Genomic DNA, 20,820 nt, shown 5'->3' with positions numbered 1-20,820 from the left:
ACGGGATCCTGGGGCCGGCCCAGGGACCCCGAAGCCGTCACAGTACTGCGCGGGCACCACGGGCACCCAACCCGCTCTGTCACAAGTCCGTGATAAGGAAGTATGCGTGACTGATTTCCCTACTTACCTCGCAGCCAACGACCGGTACGACTCCATGGAGTACCGGCGCAGCGGTCGCAGCGGCCTCAAACTGCCCGCGATCTCGCTCGGCCTCTGGCACAACTTCGGTGACGACTACGCATTGGAAGCACAGCGCTCGATTCTGCGCCGTGCCTTCGATCTGGGCGTCACGCACTTCGATCTGGCGAACAACTACGGGCCGCCGCCCGGCTCGGCCGAGCTGAACTTCGGCAAGATATTCGGCCAGGACTTCAAGGCCTACCGGGACGAGCTGGTCCTCTCGACCAAAGCCGGCTACCTGATGCACCCGGGTCCTTACGGCGAGTGGGGTTCCCGTAAGTACCTGCTGTCGTCGCTCGACGCGTCCCTGGCGCGGATGGGCGTCGACTACGTCGACATCTTCTACTCGCACCGCCCGGACCCGAACACTCCTCTTGAGGAGACGATGGGCGCGCTGGCGTCGGCCGTGCAGCAGGGCAAGGCGCTGTACGTGGGTGTCTCGTCGTACAAGGCGGCGGAGACCGCCGAGGCGGCCCGCATCCTCAAGGAGATGGGCGTTCCCGCGCTCATCCACCAGCCGTCGTACTCGATGATCAACCGCTGGATCGAGGACGAGGGGCTCCTCGACACGCTGGAGCAGGCGGGGATGGGCTGCATCTCCTTCGTCCCGCTGGCACAGGGCCTGCTGACCAACAAGTACCTCAAGGGGATACCGGAGGGGTCGCGGGCCACGCAGGGCAAGTCCCTGGACCCGCACCTGCTGTCGGAGGAGGTCACCCGGCGCCTGAACGGGCTGAACGACATCGCGGGGCGGCGCGGCCAGTCGCTGGCGCAGCTGGCGCTGAACTGGGTGCTGCGTGACCCGCGGATGACGTCGGCGCTGATCGGCGCGTCCAGCGTCAAGCAGCTGGACGAGAACGTGGCCGCTCTGTCGGCGGGGCCGCTGTCCAAGGACGAGCTGGCGGAGATCGACAGCTTCGCGGTGGACACCGAGGGCACGAACATCTGGGCCGGGCGGAACTGAGGCTCGGCGTCGTGCCCGAGGGTCGCCCCCGGACATGAAAAAACGGGCCGGTCCGTGGGGGGGGATACGGACCGGCCCGAGGGGGGGGAGTTCCACCATAACCCTTCGTAAGGGTTGGTGCGCCCGTTGGTGCGCCCCGAGGGGCCCGGGTTGGCGGGCGGGCAGCGGTTCGACCCCTTGCGGGGCCCGGGATTCCGGGCTTTTTCGCGGTACGGCCCCGGGGAAATGGCGAGAACTCGCCACGCCTTGTCGTCACTCTCAGGAGCGAAAGGGTGACGGCGCAGGCTTGACGCGGCGGCGGGGCAGGGCGGGGGCTGCTCAGCCGGGCTTGACGGCCTCGATGAGGAAGCGTGTTGTCGTCGCCACGAAGGGGCCGTCCGAGGCGATACGGCGGTGCAGCTCAAGGAGCCGGTCCCGGTACTGCTCGACCGTGAAGCCGGGGACCATCCAGATCACCTTGCGCAGGAAGTAGACGACGGCGCCGATGTCGCGGAACTCGGTGCGCAGGGCGGCCGTACGCAGATCGATGACGTCGAGTCCGGCGGCTTCGGCCTCCTTCGCCGCGCGGTCGGGGTCACGGCCGGAGCGGATCTCGGGCGGCATCGGGCCGAGGAAGTACTCGACGAGCTCGAAGACGCTGGCCGGGCCGACCTCCTGGGAGAGGTACGTGCCGCCGGGCCGCAGCACCCGGGCGATCTCGTCCCACCAGGCCCGCACGGGGTGGCGGCTGACGACCAGGTCGAAGGCGGCGTCGGCGAACGGGAGCGGGGGCTCGTCCGGGTCGGCCACCAGCGCGACGCCGAGGGGGTGGAGGAGGGCGGTGGCGCGGGCGACGTTGGGGGGCCAGGACTCGGTGGCGACGGTGAGCGAGGGCTTCGGCCGGCCGGCCGCGAGGGCTTCGGCCAGGACTTCGCCGCCGCCGGTCTGGAGGTCGAGGGCGGCGGTGGCGCGGGAGACCCGGTCGGCCAGCAGGCGGGCGTAGCCCCAGTCGGGGCGTTCCTCGGTGGCCCGGCCGTCGAGCCAGGAGAAGTCCCAGCCGTCCACGGACGCGGCTTCGGCCTCCGCGATCAGTTCTTCGAAGGTACGGGCACCGGTGTCAGACATGGGGAGATCGTGGCATCGGGGCGGCGAGTTGGCGACTGTTTTCGCGGGCCGTATGGGCTTTCACAGGTTTTCACAGGGATTTACGGCCGCTAGCGGCTCGTCAGGCCCGCTGCGAGCAGGCCGAGGAGCGTTCCGGCGATCATGAACGGGCCGAAGGGGAGCGTGATGCCACGGGTCGTCCGGCGGCGGAGCATCAGGGCGGAGCCGTACAGCGAGAACAGCAGGAAGCCGGCGAACGCGCCGCCGAGCAGCGCGCCCCAGCCGTACCAGCCGAGGGCAAGGCCGAGAGCGAGGGCGAGCTTGACGTCGCCGAAGCCGAGGCCGTTCGGGTTGACCAGGAAGAGGACGAAGTAGCAGGCGCCGAGGGTGAGTCCGCCGAGGAGGGAGGTCGTCCAGGAGCCGCCGCTCCGGCCGTCCTCGCCGGGGAGGAGCGCGACGACGCCGAGCAGCGTGGCGGTGGCGGCGGCCAGCGGGAGGGTCAGCACGTCGGGGAGGCGGCGGACGGCGGCGTCCACGCGGGCGAGGAGCGCGGCGAAGGGCGCGAGCAGGAGCCAGACGGCGAGCGCGGGACGGGGGCCGGTGGCGGCGGCGAGGGCGGCGCAGGAGAGGGCGGTGAGGACGGGGAGGAGGAGGGAGGGGGCGTAGGGGGTGCCGGGGTGGGGGGCGGGGCTGTGGTCAACGCCGGTGGCGTCGCAAGGGGCGCACCGTGTGGTGCCGAGCCAGCCCGCGGCCGGGCCGGTGATCAGGTGTCCGGCCGGGCAGTCGGCGCGCCAGGCATCCTCCGGCTCGACCGAGAGCCGGTACGCGGCGCGCGGCACGAGCACCCCGGTGACGGCGCCCCAGAGGGCGGCGACGGCGATCAGCGTGGCGTACACGTCACTGACTCTAGGGCGGGACTCGGGTCTACGGTCGGGACATGGGGAACTGGCGGGACGGCAGAGGGACGTTGACGGTCGGGGCCGGTGCGGGGAGGGAAGCGGAGGTGGATCTGGAGATCGCCGCTTCGTACGGGGCGAGGCGGCGCGGTCTGCTGGGGCGGGACGGGATCGACGGGGCGCTGCTGATCACCCCGTGCGGCAGCGTGCACACGTTCCGGATGCGCTTCGCGATCGATGTTGCTTATCTGGACAGGGAGTTGACGGTCCTCGACGTCCACACGCTGAGGCCGGGCCGTCTGCCGCTGCCCCGGTGGCGGGCCCGCCATGTGCTGGAGGCGGAGGCGGGGACGATGGCGGGGTGGGGACTGCGGGTGGGGACGCGGGTGGGGGTACGGACGGCGGGATAGCGGAACCCCGCCCGGGGTTGGTGGTTCGGGGCGGGGTTCCGTGCGGGTGCCGGTACGACTGACCGATACAGGTACCGGTCAGTCGTTGCGGGGGAAGGAGACCTCCACGCGGCGGTTCTTCTTGCGGCCTTCTTCCGTGCCGTTGTCCGCGATGGGGTAGTCCTCGCCGTAGCCACGGATCTCGTACGTGATGCCGGCGGAGGCCAACTCCGTGTCCAGGACGCCGTGCACCGCCTCGGCGCGCTGCTTGGAGAGCACGTCGCCGTGCCCGGCCGAACCGAGGTTGTCCGTGAAGCCGAAGACGCGGACCTTGGTGGAGCCCTGCTGCTTGATCTCGTCGGCGATGGCGGCGATGCGGGAGGTGGCGGCGGGGGACAGCTTGGCGCTGTCCTTGCCGAAGAGGACCTCGGCCTGGAGGGCGAACTTGACGTTCTCGTTGGTGTCTTCGCGGCGTTCCTCGCCGCCCTCGGTCTCGACGATGGAGATGATGTCGAGGACCTTGGCGGGCGCGAGGGTGGCGCCGTCGCGCAACTTGAGCCCGGAGGCGCCGGCGTCGACCTCGGGCGGCGGCGAGGTCGACCCGGTCCCGGGCGGAACACTGGGCCCGTCATCGGCGCGGGCGCCGGCGGCGAGGGTGAACTGCATGCCGGCGAGGAGGACGACGGCGGCGAGGGTGGCGGTCAGGGGGCGGGGGGTGCGTGCGTACGGCGTGGGGGCACGCCCGCTGCGTGCGCGCGGCAGGGGGGCACGCATCAGGAGATCGCAATCGTTGCGGTGGGCATCATCGGAAGCTGGAGGTCCACCTGCGACGTCGAATCCGGCGGGGCGGGGAACTGGGCGAAGAACGCCACCCCGTCGCCGGGCTTGACCGCCACGATCCCGGTGGTGGTCAGCGGAAATCCGTCGGTGTCACGCAGCACGTAATAGCGCTTCTTCTCCGCCTTGTCCACGAGCGTCATACCGGCCAGGGAGCGGCCCGTCCGCTGGACCTGGGGCTCCTGGCCGTTCCATTCGACGGGAGCGACCTCGCTCTTGCCGCTGCTGGTCCTGATCGTGCCCGTGACGGTCAGGAATCCGCCTTCGTCACGGTCCGCGGTGTGAATCACAATCTGAAAGCCATTGCTGCCGTTGATAGTTGTCAACGTCTTGCTGGTGTCGGGCACGGTCGGGCCGCTGCTCTCCGCCGTGGGCGTCTCCTCGGCGGGGGCCGAGGACGCCGGTTTGCTCGCCGACCCTTTCTCGTCGCCGTCGGCGCCGCTTCCGCTCCCGCTGCCACACGCCGCGAGGGACACCATCAGGGCGAGAGCCGACAGGGTTGTCCCCGCGACCCTGCTCGCCTTCGCTCCATGCCACATTCTCATGAGTGCTGTTCCTAACGTCGCTCGCGGTCAGTCCTGGGCCAGTCGGACGGTAAACAGGTCGGCCATGTCCGGTAGGAGGTCAGGCTCCGGATCGACGTGCACGAGGGTGCCCTCGCAATGAAGGTCACCGGGAGACTTCGGCGGGTCGTCGGCGGGGTCGTCCTCCCCAGGCTCTCCCGGCCCTCCCGGCCCTCCCGGCCCTCCCGGCCCTCCCGGCTCTGCCGGCCCTCCCGGCTCTGCCGGTTCCCCGGGCTCCGTGGGTTCCCCGGGCGGGTTCTCCTGGTCCTCGGCGATCTCGAAGCTGCACCGGGGCTCGACGATCGCGGTGGCCCGCGCCTCGCCGTGCTTGGTCTCGGTGCCGGGCAGGATCGTATTTCCCACCGGCTCCTGAGTGACGACGTCGACGGTGAATCCCCATCTCCCGTCGGTGAGGGCGGCGCAACCGCTGACATCGGAGCCGTTCTGCCCGGCGAAGTAACCGGCGGCCGCGCAGCCTTGGGCCGATCCCACGGGATTTCCGTTGAACACGTCGTCCAGAAAGCCCGGTGTCAAAAGATCCTTGATGAGATCGTCCTTGAACAGGTCCCTGGATTCCTGGGCCGCCGCCAATGCCGCGGCATCGGCGCCCGACTGGGCGCCGTTGCGCGTGGCACCGGCCTGCCCGACCGCGAAAAAAGCGAGCGCGAGAAAGAGCAGGCTCGCCACCATCATGATGTAGAGGGGCGCCGCCTGCCCTGCCTCACGGGAACTCCGCGATATCACCCGCCGAGGATGTTGTTCACCTGCGTCGCGAGGCCGTTGGCGATGGTCCCGGCCACGCCCGACCCCACCAGCGCCGCGATGATCAGCGCCACCAGCACGATCACCCCGACATACTCCACCGCGCCCTGGCCTTTGTCGCCCCGCCGTTTCATCGCGGTGATCGCCGTGTTCGTCCAGGTGCCGACGTAGTGTTTTGTCGCGGTGGCGGCCTTCAGCGGGATGTTCGACATGGCGTTCCCCTCCGGTGTCGGCCGGCCGACTGCCGGCCGGCTCGTGCGCTTCCTGTGCGTCGCGCGCGCTACCGGCTTCCTCCCGGCCGGTCTCACGCGTGACATGAGAAACGTACGCCGGGGCAGCCCCTCTCGCCATGGGTCCTTGGGCCCAACGCGGGGCCCAGCAAGGGGTGGCGGGGGCTTTCGTTCCGATCGGGACGGTGTCGGTCATGGCTCACCGATCTTCCCGGGGCCTCCCGGTCTTCCCGGCGCGACCCCGTGCCACCGGTCGATCGCCTCACCGCGGTTGCGCGCGTTCAGCTTGGCGAAGATGCGGTTGATGTGATTCTTCACCGTCTTCTGGCTGATGAAGCACGCCGCGGCGATTTGCTGATTGGTCATTCCCGACGCGATCAACTCCATGATCTCCCCCTCCCGCCGGCTCAACTCCGCGCACAGGACAGCGGGTGGCAACTGACGCCCCCCGGAAGAATGTCCCACATTCGATTGCGTATGCAAAGGGTGTTGCGTGAATTGCCGTACATTCGCCAGCAGCGCACCCGCCGCCGAGTGGCTGAAATGCGCCCGCCCCGCCGTGATGTCCCCCACCGCCCGCACCAGTTGGTCCGCCGTGAACTCGCCATGCACGAGATACCCGCCCGCGCCGCGCCTGAGCGCCTCGTACACGATCTCGTTCTCGCGGCTGTACGTCAGCATCAGGACGGGGGCCACCGGCACCAGGCGGGGCAGGGCGGCGAGTCCGTCCACGCCCGGCATCCGTACGTCCAGCAGGATGACGTCGGGGCGGTGGCGTACGGCCTGGTCGTAGGCCTCCCGGCCGTCCGAGGCCTCCGCGACCACCTCTATGTCGTCGCGCCCCGACAGCAGGACCGCCAGGCCCGCCCGTACCACTGGATTGTCGTCCGCGACCACGATCCGCAGCGGCCGCGCCCTCTCCTGGGGGTCCGGCATCCCTAGGGCCTCCTCGCCGGCGGTGCGGTGTCCGTCGTCCCCAGCGCGGCGGACGGGACCTCCAGCCGTACCTCCGTGCCGTTCGCCGCCCCGCCCCGGCCGATGCGGATACGGGCCCCGATCGACGCGGCCCGCTCCACCATGCCCACCATGCCGAAGTGGCCGGTCCGGGCGAGGGAGTTGAGGGAGATGTCCGGCGGGAGGCCCTGGCCGTCGTCGTACACGCTGATCCGCAGGACATCACCCGTCAGCCCGGCCGAGACCGAGATCTCGGCGGGGTTCGCGTGGCGGTGGGCGTTGTCCATCGCCTCCGACGCGATCGTCAGCGCGTGCCGCGCGGCCACCGGCGGGAGCAGCGGCACGGCCGCGTCCCCCAGCCGGTGGAAGGTGGTCCGTACCCCGTGCCGGGAGGCGAAATGGCTTGTCTGTAATCGCAGTTCGGCCAGGATGTCCACCCCGGCCGCCGACTGGCGCGGCGGGCCGGGGTCCGTCCTCAGGTCCGCCAGCAGCTCCCGTGACTCCGCCGCCGCGCGCCGGGCCGCGCGGGCCACCAGTTCGGCCTGGCGGCGGACCGTGAGCGGGTCCGTACGGTCCACCGTGCTCGCGAGGCCCTCCGCCGCCATCGCCAGGCCGTGCAGGGTCTTGGCCACCGAGTCGTGCATCTCCCGGGCCAGACGGGCGCGTTCCTCCTCGACGGCGCCGTGCGCGGCGAGTCTCGCGCGGGCCTCGGTCAGGGCCTGGCTCGCCATGCCGAAGCCCAGGACCAGGTTGCGCAGCGTGCTGCCCACCGCGCCCGCGATGACACAAAGGCCCGGCAGGAACAGGGCGTTGAAGCCCGCCTCCACCTCGCCGTTGACGGCGTACGCGGCGGCGATGATCAGCGATTGCAGTACGGCGAACAGGGCCGCGCCGCGCCAGCCGTACACCAGCCCGGCCAGGAGCGGGGTGCAGATGGTGACGTACGCGAGGGTCGAGTCGGGCGACGCCGTCGCCAGCAGGAGCGCGCCGAAGAACATGTCGGCGGCGAGCAGGGCCGGGTGGCGCAGCAGGACGGGGCCGAAGCGTTCCCAGTCGCGGAGCAGGACGTACGACACCATGAACGTGACCAGGACCGCCGAGCCGACCAGCCAGGTCCCCGGCGTGCTCAGCACGCGGTCGAGGGCGAAGGGCGCGGCCAGCGCGATCATCGCGAGCCGGAAGCCGAAGGTCTGGCGGCACAGCGCTTGCAGGGCGTTGACCTGGATCGGGAGCGGCGGGACATGCGGTGCCGTGGTCGCCGCCATGGTGGTCGCCATGGTGGTCGCCTCCCTTCGGGTGTCCGGTGGTCGCTCGTACTGCCCGGTGCTTTCCGGTGTGCTTCCTGTCAACGCCCCATCAGCCCGAGAGGACACTTCCGAAGTCGACTCCCGAGCCGTAGTAGAAGCTCAGGACGATCAGGATCATGGTGGCGGGGAGCATCACCATCGTGACGACGAGGGTGGTCTTCGGCACCGCCTGGGCGGCGCTGCGGCGCGCGTTCTGCGCGTCCGTACGGCGCATGTCGTTGGCGATCTGTATCAGCGTGTCCACGATGGGGGCGCCCAGCTCCTCGCCCTGCTGGAGGGCGGTGACGAACATCGACACCTGCTCGGAGGCGTTGCGCCTGCGCAGCTGCTCGAAGGCCTCGCGGCGGCTGACGCCCATGTCCATCTGCCGCAGGGTGATGCGCAGTTCGTCGGACCAGGGGCCGGTGTACTTGTCGGCGACCCGCTCCAGCGCCTGCCGGAAGCCGAGTCCGGCGGAGACGACCACCGCGAGGACGTCGAGGAAGTCGGGGAGGGTCCGTTCGATGTCCGCCCTGCGCCTGCGCACGTGCGCCCGGATGATGACGTCGGGCCAGACCAGGCCGAAGGTGAGGGCGACCACCGCGATGACGGTCTGGCCCCGCGCGACCATCCCGAGGGCGGCGAACGCGCCGAGGATCCCGTAGACGGCCCGGCGGGCGGCGAAGCGGTCGACGGTGATGCCGCCCGGGTTGCCCGCCATGTCGAGCCGGTGGCGCAGGGCTTCGACCCGCTTGGGGCCCATCAGGCCGAGCACGGTGGGGGCCCAGCGCATGCCGAGGCGGTCGATGCCGGAGCCCACGGCCGTGGTGCGGGTGGCGCCGATCTCCAGGGCCACCGCCAGGTCGCCGGGAAGCTTGGCGTCCGCGCGATAGAGGCGGATGCCGTGGAAGACGCCGTACACCGCCACGCCCATCGCGACCGCGAGCAGGAGCCCCAGTCCCGTTCCTGATCCCATCAGTTGCTCTCTTCCTCTCTTCTTCCCGGTCGCGTTCTTCCTGTTCCCGGGCCGGGTTCAGACCTGGATACGGGACATGCGGCGGATCAGGATGTAGCCGGCGGCGTACATGGCGAAGGCGACGATCGTGCCGATCTGGCCGATCACCGAGCCCGTCATCTTGTCCAGGGCGCCCGGCGCCATGGCGTTGATCATCAGCAGGAAGCCGAGGCCGAGCAGGGGCACCGCGAGGGCCGTGACCTTGACCTGCGCCAGCATGGTCGTGACCTCCCTGCGGGTCTCCTTGCGCTCCTCCAGCGTCTCGGTGAGGTTGCGCAGAGAGCTGACGATCTGGCCGCCCGCCCGGCTGGAGAGCACCACCGTGGTGACCAGGACGACCAGTTCGCGGGAGGGCAGCCGGTCGGCCAGTTCGCCCAGCGCGTCGTCCAGGGAGTGGCCGATGTTGAGCTGGTCGGCGACCCGGCGCAGTTCCTCGCCCGCGGGGTTGTCGAGTTCCTCCGCGGCCATCGCCAGCGCCGTACGCATCGCCAGGCCGGCGTGGGTGGCGTTGGCCAGGACCCGCGTCAGCTCGGGGAGTTGGCCGATGAAGGCTTCCGTACGCTTCACCCGCTGCCAGTTGAGGAACGCGTTGCCGCCCCACAGGCCGACCAGCGCCGCCAGGAAGCCGAAGAACGGGGCGAAGACCGCGCCGACGACGAAGTAGAGGGCGAGCAGGCCGGCCGCCACGTAGACGGTGTACTCGCCGGGGGTCAGGTCGAGGCCCGTCGCGGCGATCTTCTGTTCGATGCGCTTGCCCGTGGTGGTCCCGCGCAGCCGCCGGTCGACCCCGGTGAACCGCCGGCGGCGGCCGGTGTCCGCCGCGAGCTGGCCCGTCTGGGTCATGCGGTCGACGAGCGCCCGGTGTTGGGCCCTGCCCGACGCGTAGACGTGCACGCCGACGACGGCGAGCACACCCGTGGACAGGGTGAGGCCGACCGTCAGGAGCGGGAGGTTGACCATGGCGTACGGACCTTCTCGGTGGACGGGACAGGGACGGGGGCGGGACGGGGACTTGGGCGGGACAGGGACTTGGGCGGGACGGGGGCTCGGGCGGAGGGCGCTCGCCCCCGGCGGGTGCGTCAGGCCGGTGAGTTCCGTATCGCCAACTGCGCTTCCGTACGGGCGACTCCGAAGGCCGGCGGCACCGGTTCGCTCTTGAGGTAGAGGCGCTCGGCGACCCGGCGCGGCAGCGGGTAGTACTCGAACTTCCCGTAGATCCGGCCGTCGGGTGCCATGGGCTGGGCGAGGAACTTGCACACGGAGACGATCCGGTACTCCTCCCTGCCCTGAGAGTCGACGATGGCGATCTCGGTGACCCGGCGGGAGCCGTCGGCGTGCCGGGTCAGCTGGACGATGACGTCGACGGCGCTGTTGATCTGGTCCTTGATCGCCACGAAGGGGATCCCGGCCTCCGACATGGAGGCCAGGGTCTGGAGCCGCATCAGCGCGTCCTCCGCGTTGTTGGCGTGGACGGTGGCGAGCGAGCCGTCGTGACCGGTGGACATCGCCTGGAGCATGTCGAGGGTCTCGCCGCCTCGTACCTCACCGACGATGATCCGGTCGGGTCGCATACGGAGGGAGTTGCGGACGAGGTCGCGGATGCTGACCTGGCCCTTGCCCTCCACGTTGGCCGGGCGGCTCTCCAGCGTGATGACGTGGGACTGCTGGAGCTGGAGTTCGGCGGAGTCCTCGATGGTGACGATGCGCTCGCCCTCGGGGATCAGTCCGGAGAGGGAGTTGAGGAGGGTCGTCTTGCCGGTGCCGGTGGCCCCGGAGACGATGACGTTGAACTTCGCGCGTACCAGTCCGCCCAGGAGCAGCATCATCTGCTGGTCCAGCGAGCCGAGGCCGATCATCTCCTGGAGGGTGAAGGCCCGGGGGAAGCGGCGGATGGTGAGGATCGGTCCGGTCAGGGACAGCGGCGGAATGATGACGTTGACACGCTCGCCCGAGGGGAGCCGGGCGTCGACCATCGGATTGGCCTCGTCCACACGGCGGTTGACGGTCGACACGATGCGCTCGATGGTCTGCATCAGCTGTTCGTTCGACGCGAAGCGCAGGGGCAGCATCTCCAGCCGTCCCCCGCGCTCGACGAAGACCTGGTCGGCGCCGTTGACCATGATCTCGCTGATGGAGGCGTCCTCCAGCAGCGGCTCCAGGATGCCGAGGCCCAGGGCCTCGTCCACGACGCGGCGGATGAGCTGGGAGCGCTCGACGTTGGAGAGGACCGGGCCCTCCCGGCTGATGATGTGGCCGAGGACGCGCTCCAGGCGGGCCCGGCGTTCGGCCGCGGCCAGCGCGGACATCTCCGCGAGGTCGATCTCTTCGAGGAGTTTCGCGCGGTAGACCCCGACGAGCAGGCTCTCCTCGCCGTGCCCGTTGGACGGCTCGGGGCTGTTGATGCGTGCCCGCAGGCTCATGTCCTCAACTCCCACGTTTCGCTCATGTGTTGCCGATGTGCCGGATCGCGCTCGTTGCTGTCGTATGAGATTGGTTGTCAGTCCTTCGGCATCGTCGCGCTCCTGATCGCGGGGCCGAAATCGAAAAGGGGCAGGACGGACGGCACGGGGACGGTGGCGGTCGCCGTTACCGCGTCCCCGCCGTCCCCCACGCTGATGGCGGGGTTCAGCCAGCCGCTGACGGCTGCCTCCCCCGCTACCGCGGGGTCCATGTCGGCCTGCCGGTACGACGCCGTACGGGCCGCCGCCCGCGCCGCCGTCCCGGCCTGCTGCACCGCGTAGGCGGCCAGGCCCAATTGCACGGCGGAGAGCCCGACGATGAGCAGCAGCGTGATCACGCCGACAAATTCGAGGGCCGCCTGGCCCTTCTCCCGATCCCTCCGCGCGCTCATGGCGTGGTCTCCCTCAGGGCGGAGCCGTGGGCCGTGATGTTGACCGGGATGTTGAAGCCGGGGAAGAGTACGGGGGTGTTGAGGCCGATGTCGACGGTGACCAGATCGCCGCCGCCCCCGCCGCAGTTGACCCCGCCCAGACTCCAGGCGCCGGGCAGGTCCTCCGCCGCCGCGGCGCCGCACGGCTCGCCCACCGCAGCCGCCCGCGCGGCCTTGTCGGCCGCGTTGCCGGCGAGCGAGAACGTGTAGCCGATCAGTGCCGCCTGCCAGAGCAGCACCAGGGTGCCAAGGATGATCGGGATCATGCCGGTGAACTCGAACGCGGCCTGGCCCCGGTCCTCGCGCAACCGCGCGCCGAGCCTCTCCGCGTACGGAACGTCGCCGGACGGCATGTCCCCGGAGGGCATGCCCCCGGACGGCGCGTCGCCGGACGGCGTGTCCCCGTAACACGTGTCACCGGACCGTGCCTCTCCGCGCCGCACTTCTCCGTACCGCGTACGTATCCCCGTAGGTGTCCCAGGACGGTTCATGGCTCGATCTGCCCTCTCGCCCGTCTCGCTCCGATCGCGCTCGGTCCGGGGTTCCTGACCCGGTCCCGGTCTGCCCTGTTCCTGGTCCTGCCCGGTTTGCCGTGCTTCCGCTCGCCCTCCTGCGCCTTCACCAGGCCCAGTTCCCCCGCCAGGCCCCAGATCGCCTGTTTCACGGTGGACTTGGACTCCAGATCCTGCAACCGGCCCGCGTCCACGACCGCCTGGAGTTCCTTGAAGTTCGCGGGGATCGCCGACCGGGAGACCCGGGTGCCGGTGATCCGCTCGATCAGCTGGGGCTGGATCTCGGTGTTCTTCGTGTGGCGGTTGACGACCGTCACGGTCTCCTCCGCCTTGCGGATCTGGAGCCGGTCCCACAGCCGCACCATGCGCTTGGTCGCCCGCACCGACACCACGTCCGGGGTGGTCAGCAGCAGGGTGGTGTCGGCCATCTCGATCGCCGCCGCGTTCGCGCTGTTCATCTGGGTGCCGCAGTCGATGACCACGACGTCGTAGCGGTGCCGCAGCGCGCTGACGATCTGCCGTACGGACCGCTCGTTGACCTCCTCGCCCCGCTCCCCCTCCCCCGGCGCCAGCAGCAGGCCGATCCCCGTGTGGTGGATGAAGACCGCGTCCTGGAGCACCCGTGGCGATATGTCCTGGATGGTGGCGAGGTCCACGATCGACCGGCGGAACTGCACATCGAGGTACGAGGCGACGTCCCCGGCCTGGAGGTCCAGGTCGGCGAGCGCGGTTGTCATACCCGACGCCCTGGCCGCTAGGGCGAGTTGTACGGCGGTCAGGGTCGTCCCGACGCCGCCCTTCGCCCCGCTGACCGTGACCACGATCCCCCCGGGGCCGCTGAACACCTCGGCGCCCTGGCCGAGATGGCGCCGTACGCCCACCGACCACCCGGCGGCGGCCTGGACGCGCTGCGCCAGCTCCTCGTACGAGAGCGGCAGTCCGACCAGGCCCCGGGCGCCGGAGTCCATGGCGGCCGAGAAGAGCATGGGGCTGGCGTCGGAGGTGACCAGGACGACGCCGACGGCCGGGAAGCGCAGGGCCACTTCCCGGATGAGTTCGAGCGCGGGCACCGGTCCGATCCGCTCGTGGACCAGGACCACTTCCGGCAGCTCGTCGATCGACTCGGCGGCCAGCCGGGCCAGGGTGTCGATCAGCGAGGTCGAGTCGCCGACCGGCGCGGCCGGCTCCGCGTCGGGGAGCTGGCTGAGCAGGGTGGTGATGGACCGGGCGGCGTCGGCGTCACCGACGACCGGAAGGATTCGGGTGGTCATGCGTCCCTCACTTGTCCCCTTCGAGCGTGTAGGTGCTCTCCCCGGGGCGCAGCGTTGTCGGATTGCCGTCGGGGAGGAGGGCGAGCCGCACGTGGTCCGCGAAGGACTCGGCGTACGCGACCCGTTGGGCGTCCTTGGTCTTCAGCGCGAAGGTGATGGGGACGGCCTGCTGGAGTCCGGTGCGGGTCCGGTCGCTCTCCTTGGCTTCGAGGGCGGTGAGTTTGCCGACGTCGAGAACCCTGGCGTTGGGGACGATGATCCGGGACTGCGCCGTGGCGCCGTCGTTGTCGCCGGGGAAGGTCGCGAAGATGTTGACCAGATCGCCCGGCCTGATCTTGCCCGCGACGCCGGTCTCCGCGTCGATCATGATGGCGATCTCCTGCTCGTCCGAGGCGAGTTCGGGGCGTTTGACGATCATGTCGTCCTGGAGCAGGGATCCCTTTTTCAGGGTGGTGACGGCGATCTTTCCGTTGAGTACGGAGAGGTCGGTCACCGCGTTCTCGGACAGCCAGCGCTCCGGCATCTCGATCTTCTCGAACTGCCCGCTCTGGAGCGGTGTGTAGGGGGCGACATCCACCTTCAGCCGGTACGCGTCGACTTCGGGGCCGACCTTCGAATTCACGTCCCGTATCACCGAGAGCACACCGGCGAAGGCCGCGACGGCGCAGAGAATCGAGAGGAGAAGGAGTATGACGCCGCGGCGTTGCCGTGAATTCATGGGAGGGGCAACCTCGTTCGAAGACGTGGGTCAGGGAAGCGTGACAGATCGGAGCGGGTACGGGGAGGTCGCCGGGTGTCCGGCCGGCGGGCTACGCCCCTTGGCGCGTAGGGCTTCCCCTGGTCAGCACACCGCTGACGCGGCCGCGGGTCTCGGGCGGACCGAGGGGCGCGGAGCAGAATCCGCAGCGGTCTCCTATGAGTTCCGATCCGCACCAGCCGCACACCTCGCGGCGGACCGACGCGACCAATTGGTAGAGCACGGAGATGTCCGGCAGGAACGCGGCGAATTCGATCATCTTCGCCGTACCCCACCAGGCCGGCGATTCCGCCGGCAACGCGCACTCCTGGACACCTTGGACGCGCCAGGCGGGTGCGAGGGTCTCCGTCACCCAGTCGGACTGCAACGATCCCTGTCCGACGACAAGATGGGTGGCGAAATCGGGTCCGGTGAGTTCACCGGCGCCGATCTTGATCAGCTGGGGAGTGGGGTTCGCGAGAACGCCGAACTGCGCCCCGGGGACCCAGGACTTGGCGTGCGACTTGAGGCTCACCGGCACCCGGTCGAGCCGGGCGACCGAGTTCAGGAGGGCGCCCGCGTGGATGTAGTGGGAGAGCAGCCGGGCGGCGGAGGCGATGATCCCCGGGTGGAAGTCGCAGAGGGACAACTGCCGTAGCTGGCGCACGAGAACGGCCACCGCGAGCGGCGGCAGGTCCACCTTGAGCAGCGCGATCCGGTCGCTCTCCAAGAGATTGCGGACGGTGTGCAGCCGCCGCTCGTGCGGGGTGGGAATGGTCGCGGGATAGACGGCGACGACATAGCCGTACTGCTCGACGAGCACCTGCATGTCGGCCAGCGCGTCGCCCAACGGCTGTGCGTCGGGCGGCTGGAGCAGGGTCGCGGTGGGCGTCTGCTGGTCGGTCGGCGGCAGCACCAGATCCGGGCTGGTGACAGCGATCGCGGTCGGCACGTTGGTTCCCCGTTCAGCCCGGGACGCCGGAGCCCCGGCGACCGCAGATCTCTCCTGCTCCGTTCTCCTGCCCCAGCACTTTATCCACGTCTTACGGTGCAGAGAACACCTTTCGGATACCCGGGCTGTGGCCGTCACATGACGGGCAGCTACAAAATCGGGCGAAGCAGCGCGCCGGGCGTCTTCCGGGCCGGTCGGGAGCGCTCCCGTATACGACCTTCTGCCAGAGGTCTTGACAACTTGATTGGTCTGGACCAGTTTCTACGTCCAACGGTGGCCACCGTTCCTCTCACTCTTTACGTACCTCCATCCCCGAACCCCCAGCGGAGGCAGCAAGTGGAACGTGCACCAGGCTCCAGAGGACGCGTCAGAACGTGGATCGGCGGGGCGGTGGCCGTCGCGGCCGCCGGAGCGCTGAGTGTGACCGGGCTCGCCGGGACCGCGCAGGCCGCCGACATCAACGTGGCGAAGAACGCGGGCTTCGAGTCCGGGCTCGGGAGTTGGACCTGTTCCGCCGGCAGCGGCTCCACGGTCGGCTCCCCCGTGCACGGTGGCGCCGCCGCCCTGAAGGGCGCGCCCAGCGGCCAGGACAACGCCAAGTGCTCGCAGGTCGTCGCCGTACAGCCCAACTCGACCTACACGCTGAGCGCCTGGGTGCAGGGCGGGCTCGCCTACCTGGGAGCCGAGGGGACCGGGACGACCGACGTGTCGACCTGGACGCCGGACAGCACCTCGTGGAAGCAGCTCACCACCAGCTTCAGGACGGGCGCGTCGACCAGGTCCGTGACCGTCTACACCCACGGCTGGTACGGCACTCCCACCTACTTCGCCGACGACATCTCCGTCTTCGGCCCCGACGGCGGCGGTGGCAGCGACCCCGGCCCGACGATCCCCGGCTCGCCCGCGGGCCTCTCGGCCGGCTCGGTGACCTCGTCGTCCGTGACCCTGAACTGGGGCGGGGTGTCCAACGCGACCGGGTACAACATCTACCGCAACGGTACGAGGGTCCAGTCGTCGACCTCCCCGTCCGCGACCGTGACGGGCCTGGCGGCCAGCACGTCGTACTCGTTCCAGGTGTCCGCGACCAACGCGGCCGGTGAGGGCCCCAAGTCGGCCACGGTCAACGCGACCACCTCGGCGACCGGCGGCGGGGGCGGGGGCGGCACCAACCCCACCGTACCCAAGCACGCGCTGACCGGTTACTGGCAGAACTTCAACAACGGCGCGGCCGTCCAGAAGCTCCGTGACGTGCAGGCGCAGTACGACATCATCGCGGTGTCGTTCGCCGACGCGACCGCCACCCCCGGCCAGATCACCTTCAACCTGGACCCGGCCGTCGGCTACGGCTCCGCCGCCGAGTTCAAGTCGGACATCGCCGCGAAGAAGGCCGCCGGCAAGTCGGTCATCCTCTCCATCGGCGGCGAGAAGGGCACCATCTCCATCAACAACGCCGCCTCCGCGACGGCGTTCGCCAACAGCGCCTACGCGCTGATGCAGGAGTACGGCTTCAACGGCGTCGACATCGACCTGGAGAACGGCCTCAACTCCACGTACATGAGCAGCGCCCTGCACCAGCTGGCCGCGAAGGCCGGTTCGAGCATGGTCCTCACGATGGCGCCGCAGACCATCGACATGCAGAACACGGGCGGCGAGTACTTCAAGACCGCGCTGGCCGTGCGGGACATCCTCACCGTCGTCAACATGCAGTACTACAACAGCGGTTCGATGCTCGGCTGCGACGGCAAGGTCTACTCGCAGGGTTCGGTGGACTTCCTCACCGCGCTCGCCTGCATCCAGCTCGAAGGCGGCCTCGCCCCCGCCCAGGTCGGCATCGGCGTCCCCGCCTCCACGCGGGGCGCGGGCAGCGGTTACGTCTCCCCGACGATCGTGAACAACGCGCTGGACTGCCTCACCCGGGGCACCAACTGCGGTTCGTTCAAGCCGTCGAAGACCTACCCGGGCCTCCGTGGCGCGATGACCTGGTCCACCAACTGGGACGCGACGGCGGGCAACGCCTGGTCGAACGCCGTCGGCCCGAAGGTCCACTCCCTCCCGTAACGGAACCCCGTAACGGAAGTCCCGTAGCGGACCCGCACGACCGAAGACCCCCCACAGGGCCGGCAGCGCCGTCGAACCCCACCCGACGGCGCTGTCGCGCGTCCGGCCCCGGACGCACCCCGCACGCACCCCGCACGACGGGCCTACCAGATCAGATCCTTGACCTGCTTCGCGCACAGCACGACGAACAGCAGCCCCGCGACCGTGAGCATCACATTGCTCAGCACCCCGTTGCGCCACTCGGCGGGCGTACGGGAGGAGTTGAGCAGCCAGACCAGCGTCAGCGCCAGGAACGGCATGAAAAACGCGCCCAGGACGCCGTACACCACGACCAGTCCGAAGGGCTCGTCGAGGAAGAGCAGCCCGATCGGCGGGAAGGTCAGCCACAGCAGGTACGCGCGGAACATGAAGGACCGCTCCCGCTGTCCGGAGGCGACCATGTCCACCATGTCCTCCGTGTCGACCCCGAAGCGCTCCCTGATGAAGCGGTCCACGAAGTCGGCGAACATCAGGCTCACCCCGTGCCACACCCCGATCAGCGCGCCGAACGACGTGGCGAAGAAGCCCACCAGGAAGAGCTTCGCGGTGACCACCCCGAAGCGGTCCTCCAGGATCGTGCCGAGGTCGATCAGCCCCCGGTCCCCCGAGGTCAGCGCGATCTGGGAGGAGTGCAGCAGTTCGGCGCCGATGATCAGCATGGCGACGACGAAGAAGCCCGTGGTGACGTACGCGACGCGGTTGTCCAGCCGCATCACCCGCATCCAGCGCGAGTCGGTCCACCCCTTGGCGTTGACCCAGTAGCCGTACGCGGCCATCGTGATCGTGCCGCCGACCCCGCCGATCAGCCCCAGCGTGTAGAGCAGCGAGCCGTCCGGCAGGACCGGTACGAGCCCCGCGAACGCGTCGCCGAGGCGGGGGGCCACCCGGATCGCTACGTACATGACAATCAGGAACTTCATCCCGATCAGCACCGTCATGACCTTCTCGAAGACGGCGTACCGGTTGAACCAGACGAAGACCAGCCCCACCAGACCGGTGATGACCGCCCAGGTCTTGAGGCCGGGCCCCTCGGGGAAGAGCGCGACGAGCGGCAGGGCGCTGGAGGACATGGCCGTCGCTCCGTACACGAAGCCCCAGACCACCACGTAGACGGCGAAGTAGACCGTCGTCCAGTGACCGAGGCTGCGCCAGCCCTCGAAGAGCGTGGTGCCGGTGGCGAGATGCCAGCGTCCGGCGGCCTCGGCGAGCGAGATCTTGACGACGCAGCCGATGATCGCGGCCCACAGGAGGGTGTACCCGAACTTGCTGCCCGCGATCAGCGTCGCGACCAGGTCCCCCGCCCCGACCCCGGTCGCGGCGACCACGATCCCGGGACCGATGTACCGCCAACTGGACCTGCGGGGGCCGGGGGTGGCGGCGGTCTTTTCGGGCGCCAGGCCCGCCCGATCGGGTGCGGCCCCGTCCGTACCGCTGTACTCACCCGTGCCGCTGTCCGTGGTGCCTGCCATGCGTATCGCGCCTCCACTCGTCCCCGTACGTGACCCACGTCACGAAAGCGGGGCGAGCGGTGATCGCGCAAGAGGGCGTGCGGCGCCACGGACAGCGGTCCGGGTGAATACAGGGGTACGGAGATTGAGGCCGTGCGGACTCGTCTAGATGACCAGGCTCAGCAGCGCCGCCACCACGAACCCCGCCACCGACAGGACCGTCTCCAGGACCGTCCATGACTTCAGTGTGTCGCGCTCCGAGATGCCGAAGTACTTCGCGACCATCCAGAACCCGCCGTCGTTGACGTGCGAGGCGAAGATCGAGCCCGCGGAGATGGCCATGATGATCAGGGCGAGGTGGGCCTGCGAGAAGCCCTGGCCCTCGACCAGGGGGACGACGATGCCCGCGGTGGTGACGATCGCGACGGTCGCCGAACCCTGGGCGACCCGCAGCACGACCGAGATCAGCCAGGCCAGCAGGATGACCGGCAGTCCGACGTCGTGGAAGGTGTCGGCGAGGGCGTCCGCGATGCCGCTGCCCTTGAGGATCGCGCCGAAGACACCGCCGGCGCCGACGACGAGCAGGATGTTGCCGACCGGCTTGAGGGACGCCGTGGAGACCCGCTCCAGCGACTGGCGCGACCAGCCGCGCCGCAGGCCCAGCAGGTAGTACGCGAGCAGCAGCGCGATCGTCAGCGCCACGAACGGGTGGCCGAAGAACTCGATCACCGAGCGGCCGGTCGACGGCTCCAGCGCGATGGACGAGAACGTCGCCAGCAGGATCAGGAGCAGCGGGGTGCCGATGATCGCGAGGACCGTGCCCAGGCCGACCGGCGCCTCCTGGGGGGCGACCCCGGCGGCGCGCTGTTCCTCCGCCACGGCGGACTTGGCCTCCTCGGCGGCCTCCAGCATGTCCTGCGGGACCTCCACGTAGAGGCGCTTGCCGATCCAGGCGGCGTACACCCAGGCGGCGAGGACGGCCGGGATCCCGACGAGCGCGCCCATCAGGATCATCCAGCCCAGGTCCACGTGGAAGAGGCCGGCGGCTGCGACGGGGCCCGGGTGCGGGGGCAGGAACGCGTGGGTCATGGAGAGACCGGCGAGCAGCGGCATCGCGTACAGGACGATCGACTTGCCGGAGCGCTTGGTGGCCGCGTACACGATCGGCGCGAGGACGAAGATGCCGACGTCGAAGAAGACGGGGATGCCGAAGATGACACCCGTGACGCCCATGGCGAGCGGCGCGCGCTTCTCGCCGAAGAGGTTCAGCAGCCGGGCGCTCAACACCTCGGCGCCGCCGGACACTTCGAGGATCGCGCCGAGCATCGTACCGAGGCCGATGATGATCGCGACATGGCCGAGGATGCCGCCCATGCCCGACTCGATCATCGAGACGGAGGTGGACCGCTGGACCGTACCGAAGAGTTCGGTGACGGAGAGACCGGCGGCGAGGCCGACGGCTATGGAGACGCCGAGCAGGGCGACGAAGGGTTGGATCCTGACCTTGATGATCAGGAACAGGAGGAGTGCGATACCGAGGGCGGCGACGGTGAGCAGCCCGCCGGTACCGCCGAGTATGAGGAGGAAACCGCCGGTGTGGGGCGGGGTTTGAGGGGGCGCGTCGGCAGCGAGCAGCATGGGGGGCCTCTTGTTCTGGGCACTCTGGGCAGCGGGAATCGCGGTACGGCGCTCCCTCGGACGAACGTGAGGGTGGCGCCGTACCGGGCGGTGGGGGGTAAGGCGGAAGGGCTCACC

Annotated in this window: 21 protein-coding genes; 3 read left to right on the top strand and 18 right to left on the bottom strand. The window is 69.9% G+C overall.

The features are described 5' to 3' along the window. Window positions 1–106 precede the first annotated feature (106 nt). Complete coding sequence (gene mgrA, locus ACIO1C_RS30495) at window positions 107–1,144, top strand: L-glyceraldehyde 3-phosphate reductase (RefSeq protein ID WP_401869476.1); 1,038 nt, start codon at window positions 107–109, stop codon at window positions 1,142–1,144. Window positions 1,145–1,462: 318 nt separating this feature from the next. Here the strand turns inward: mgrA and ACIO1C_RS30490 are convergent, their stop codons facing one another. Together ACIO1C_RS30490 and ACIO1C_RS30485 are read right to left on the bottom strand one after the other, a co-directional pair. Further along, on the bottom strand, window positions 1,463–2,248 hold the full coding sequence (locus tag ACIO1C_RS30490) for a class I SAM-dependent methyltransferase (protein WP_401869473.1): 786 nt from the start codon (window positions 2,246–2,248) through the stop codon (window positions 1,463–1,465). Window positions 2,249–2,337: 89 nt separating this feature from the next. After that, the gene (locus ACIO1C_RS30485) at window positions 2,338–3,123 is read right to left on the bottom strand and encodes a prepilin peptidase (protein WP_401869470.1); all 786 of its coding nucleotides are present in this window, start codon (window positions 3,121–3,123) and stop codon (window positions 2,338–2,340) included. Between the two features lie 41 nt (window positions 3,124–3,164). On the opposite strand from ACIO1C_RS30485, the gene ACIO1C_RS30480 reads away from it, so the two are divergent. Continuing rightward, window positions 3,165–3,533, top strand: a complete 369-nt coding sequence (locus ACIO1C_RS30480; protein ID WP_401869468.1) for a DUF192 domain-containing protein — start codon at window positions 3,165–3,167, stop codon at window positions 3,531–3,533. Window positions 3,534–3,611: 78 nt separating this feature from the next. On the opposite strand, the gene ACIO1C_RS30475 is transcribed toward ACIO1C_RS30480, so the two are convergent. The 14 genes from ACIO1C_RS30475 to ACIO1C_RS30410 all read right to left on the bottom strand — a co-directional run bounded on the left by ACIO1C_RS30475 (window position 3,612) and on the right by ACIO1C_RS30410 (window position 15,520). After that, entirely contained in the window at window positions 3,612–4,286 is a 675-nt protein-coding gene (locus tag ACIO1C_RS30475) for an OmpA family protein (RefSeq protein WP_401869465.1), read from the bottom strand. Then, window positions 4,286–4,894, bottom strand: coding sequence for a hypothetical protein (locus ACIO1C_RS30470; protein ID WP_401869462.1), 609 nt, complete (start codon window positions 4,892–4,894; stop codon window positions 4,286–4,288). Before ACIO1C_RS30470 ends, ACIO1C_RS30475 begins: the two co-directional genes overlap by 1 nt. A 27-nt stretch (window positions 4,895–4,921) precedes the next feature. Next, a complete protein-coding gene (locus ACIO1C_RS30465; RefSeq protein WP_401869460.1) occupies window positions 4,922–5,656 on the bottom strand; it encodes a pilus assembly protein TadG-related protein in 735 nt (244 codons plus the stop codon). Beyond that, the gene (locus ACIO1C_RS30460) at window positions 5,653–5,886 is read right to left on the bottom strand and encodes a hypothetical protein (RefSeq protein WP_401869458.1); all 234 of its coding nucleotides are present in this window, start codon (window positions 5,884–5,886) and stop codon (window positions 5,653–5,655) included. The genes ACIO1C_RS30465 and ACIO1C_RS30460 overlap by 4 nt, the downstream gene beginning before the upstream one ends. Window positions 5,887–6,096: 210 nt before the next feature. After that, entirely contained in the window at window positions 6,097–6,840 is a 744-nt protein-coding gene (locus ACIO1C_RS30455) for a response regulator (protein WP_401869455.1), read from the bottom strand. A gap of 2 nt (window positions 6,841–6,842) precedes the next feature. After that, window positions 6,843–8,135 carry a sensor histidine kinase gene (locus ACIO1C_RS30450; protein WP_401869453.1) on the bottom strand — a complete coding sequence of 431 codons (1,293 nt, stop codon included), beginning with the start codon at window positions 8,133–8,135 and terminating at the stop codon, window positions 6,843–6,845. Between the two features lie 79 nt (window positions 8,136–8,214). Beyond that, the gene (locus ACIO1C_RS30445) at window positions 8,215–9,102 is read right to left on the bottom strand and encodes a DUF5936 domain-containing protein (protein ID WP_401869686.1); all 888 of its coding nucleotides are present in this window, start codon (window positions 9,100–9,102) and stop codon (window positions 8,215–8,217) included. A 75-nt stretch (window positions 9,103–9,177) separates the two neighbouring features. Further along, on the bottom strand, window positions 9,178–10,119 hold the full coding sequence (locus ACIO1C_RS30440) for a type II secretion system F family protein (RefSeq protein ID WP_401869451.1): 942 nt from the start codon (window positions 10,117–10,119) through the stop codon (window positions 9,178–9,180). A gap of 119 nt (window positions 10,120–10,238) precedes the next feature. Then, window positions 10,239–11,579: a CpaF family protein gene (locus ACIO1C_RS30435; protein WP_401869448.1), complete on the bottom strand. Its 1,341-nt coding sequence runs from the start codon at window positions 11,577–11,579 to the stop codon at window positions 10,239–10,241. Between the two features lie 77 nt (window positions 11,580–11,656). Next, window positions 11,657–12,010: a TadE/TadG family type IV pilus assembly protein gene (locus ACIO1C_RS30430; protein ID WP_401869445.1), complete on the bottom strand. Its 354-nt coding sequence runs from the start codon at window positions 12,008–12,010 to the stop codon at window positions 11,657–11,659. After that, entirely contained in the window at window positions 12,007–12,402 is a 396-nt protein-coding gene (locus ACIO1C_RS30425; protein ID WP_401869444.1) for a pilus assembly protein, read from the bottom strand. The genes ACIO1C_RS30430 and ACIO1C_RS30425 overlap by 4 nt, the downstream gene beginning before the upstream one ends. 134 nt (window positions 12,403–12,536) lie before the next feature. Further along, window positions 12,537–13,832 carry a CpaE family protein gene (locus ACIO1C_RS30420; RefSeq protein WP_401869441.1) on the bottom strand — a complete coding sequence of 432 codons (1,296 nt, stop codon included), beginning with the start codon at window positions 13,830–13,832 and terminating at the stop codon, window positions 12,537–12,539. A 7-nt stretch (window positions 13,833–13,839) separates the two neighbouring features. Then, window positions 13,840–14,550, bottom strand: a complete 711-nt coding sequence (gene cpaB / locus ACIO1C_RS30415) for a Flp pilus assembly protein CpaB (protein ID WP_401869438.1) — start codon at window positions 14,548–14,550, stop codon at window positions 13,840–13,842. A 91-nt stretch (window positions 14,551–14,641) separates the two neighbouring features. Then, a complete protein-coding gene (locus tag ACIO1C_RS30410) occupies window positions 14,642–15,520 on the bottom strand; it encodes a hypothetical protein (protein ID WP_401869435.1) in 879 nt (292 codons plus the stop codon). Window positions 15,521–15,856: 336 nt separating this feature from the next. On the opposite strand from ACIO1C_RS30410, the gene ACIO1C_RS30405 reads away from it, so the two are divergent. Then, window positions 15,857–17,578 (top strand): chitinase, encoded by a 1,722-nt coding sequence (locus tag ACIO1C_RS30405; RefSeq protein ID WP_401869433.1) that lies wholly within the window; start codon window positions 15,857–15,859, stop codon window positions 17,576–17,578. Between the two features lie 143 nt (window positions 17,579–17,721). Here ACIO1C_RS30405 and ACIO1C_RS30400 read toward each other — a convergent pair whose 3' ends face one another. Continuing rightward, a complete protein-coding gene (locus tag ACIO1C_RS30400; protein ID WP_401869431.1) occupies window positions 17,722–19,086 on the bottom strand; it encodes an Nramp family divalent metal transporter in 1,365 nt (454 codons plus the stop codon). 144 nt (window positions 19,087–19,230) lie between these two features. After that, window positions 19,231–20,703 carry a GntP family permease gene (locus ACIO1C_RS30395; protein WP_401869428.1) on the bottom strand — a complete coding sequence of 491 codons (1,473 nt, stop codon included), beginning with the start codon at window positions 20,701–20,703 and terminating at the stop codon, window positions 19,231–19,233. Between the last annotated feature and the right edge of the window lie 117 nt (window positions 20,704–20,820).

Origin of the sequence: Streptomyces sp. NPDC087420 (assembly GCF_044744165.1) — a bacterium.
Lineage (GTDB): Bacteria > Actinomycetota > Actinomycetes > Streptomycetales > Streptomycetaceae > Streptomyces.
The sequence above is the reverse complement of the archived record's forward strand: the minus strand, read 5'-3'. Positions and strand labels throughout refer to the sequence as shown.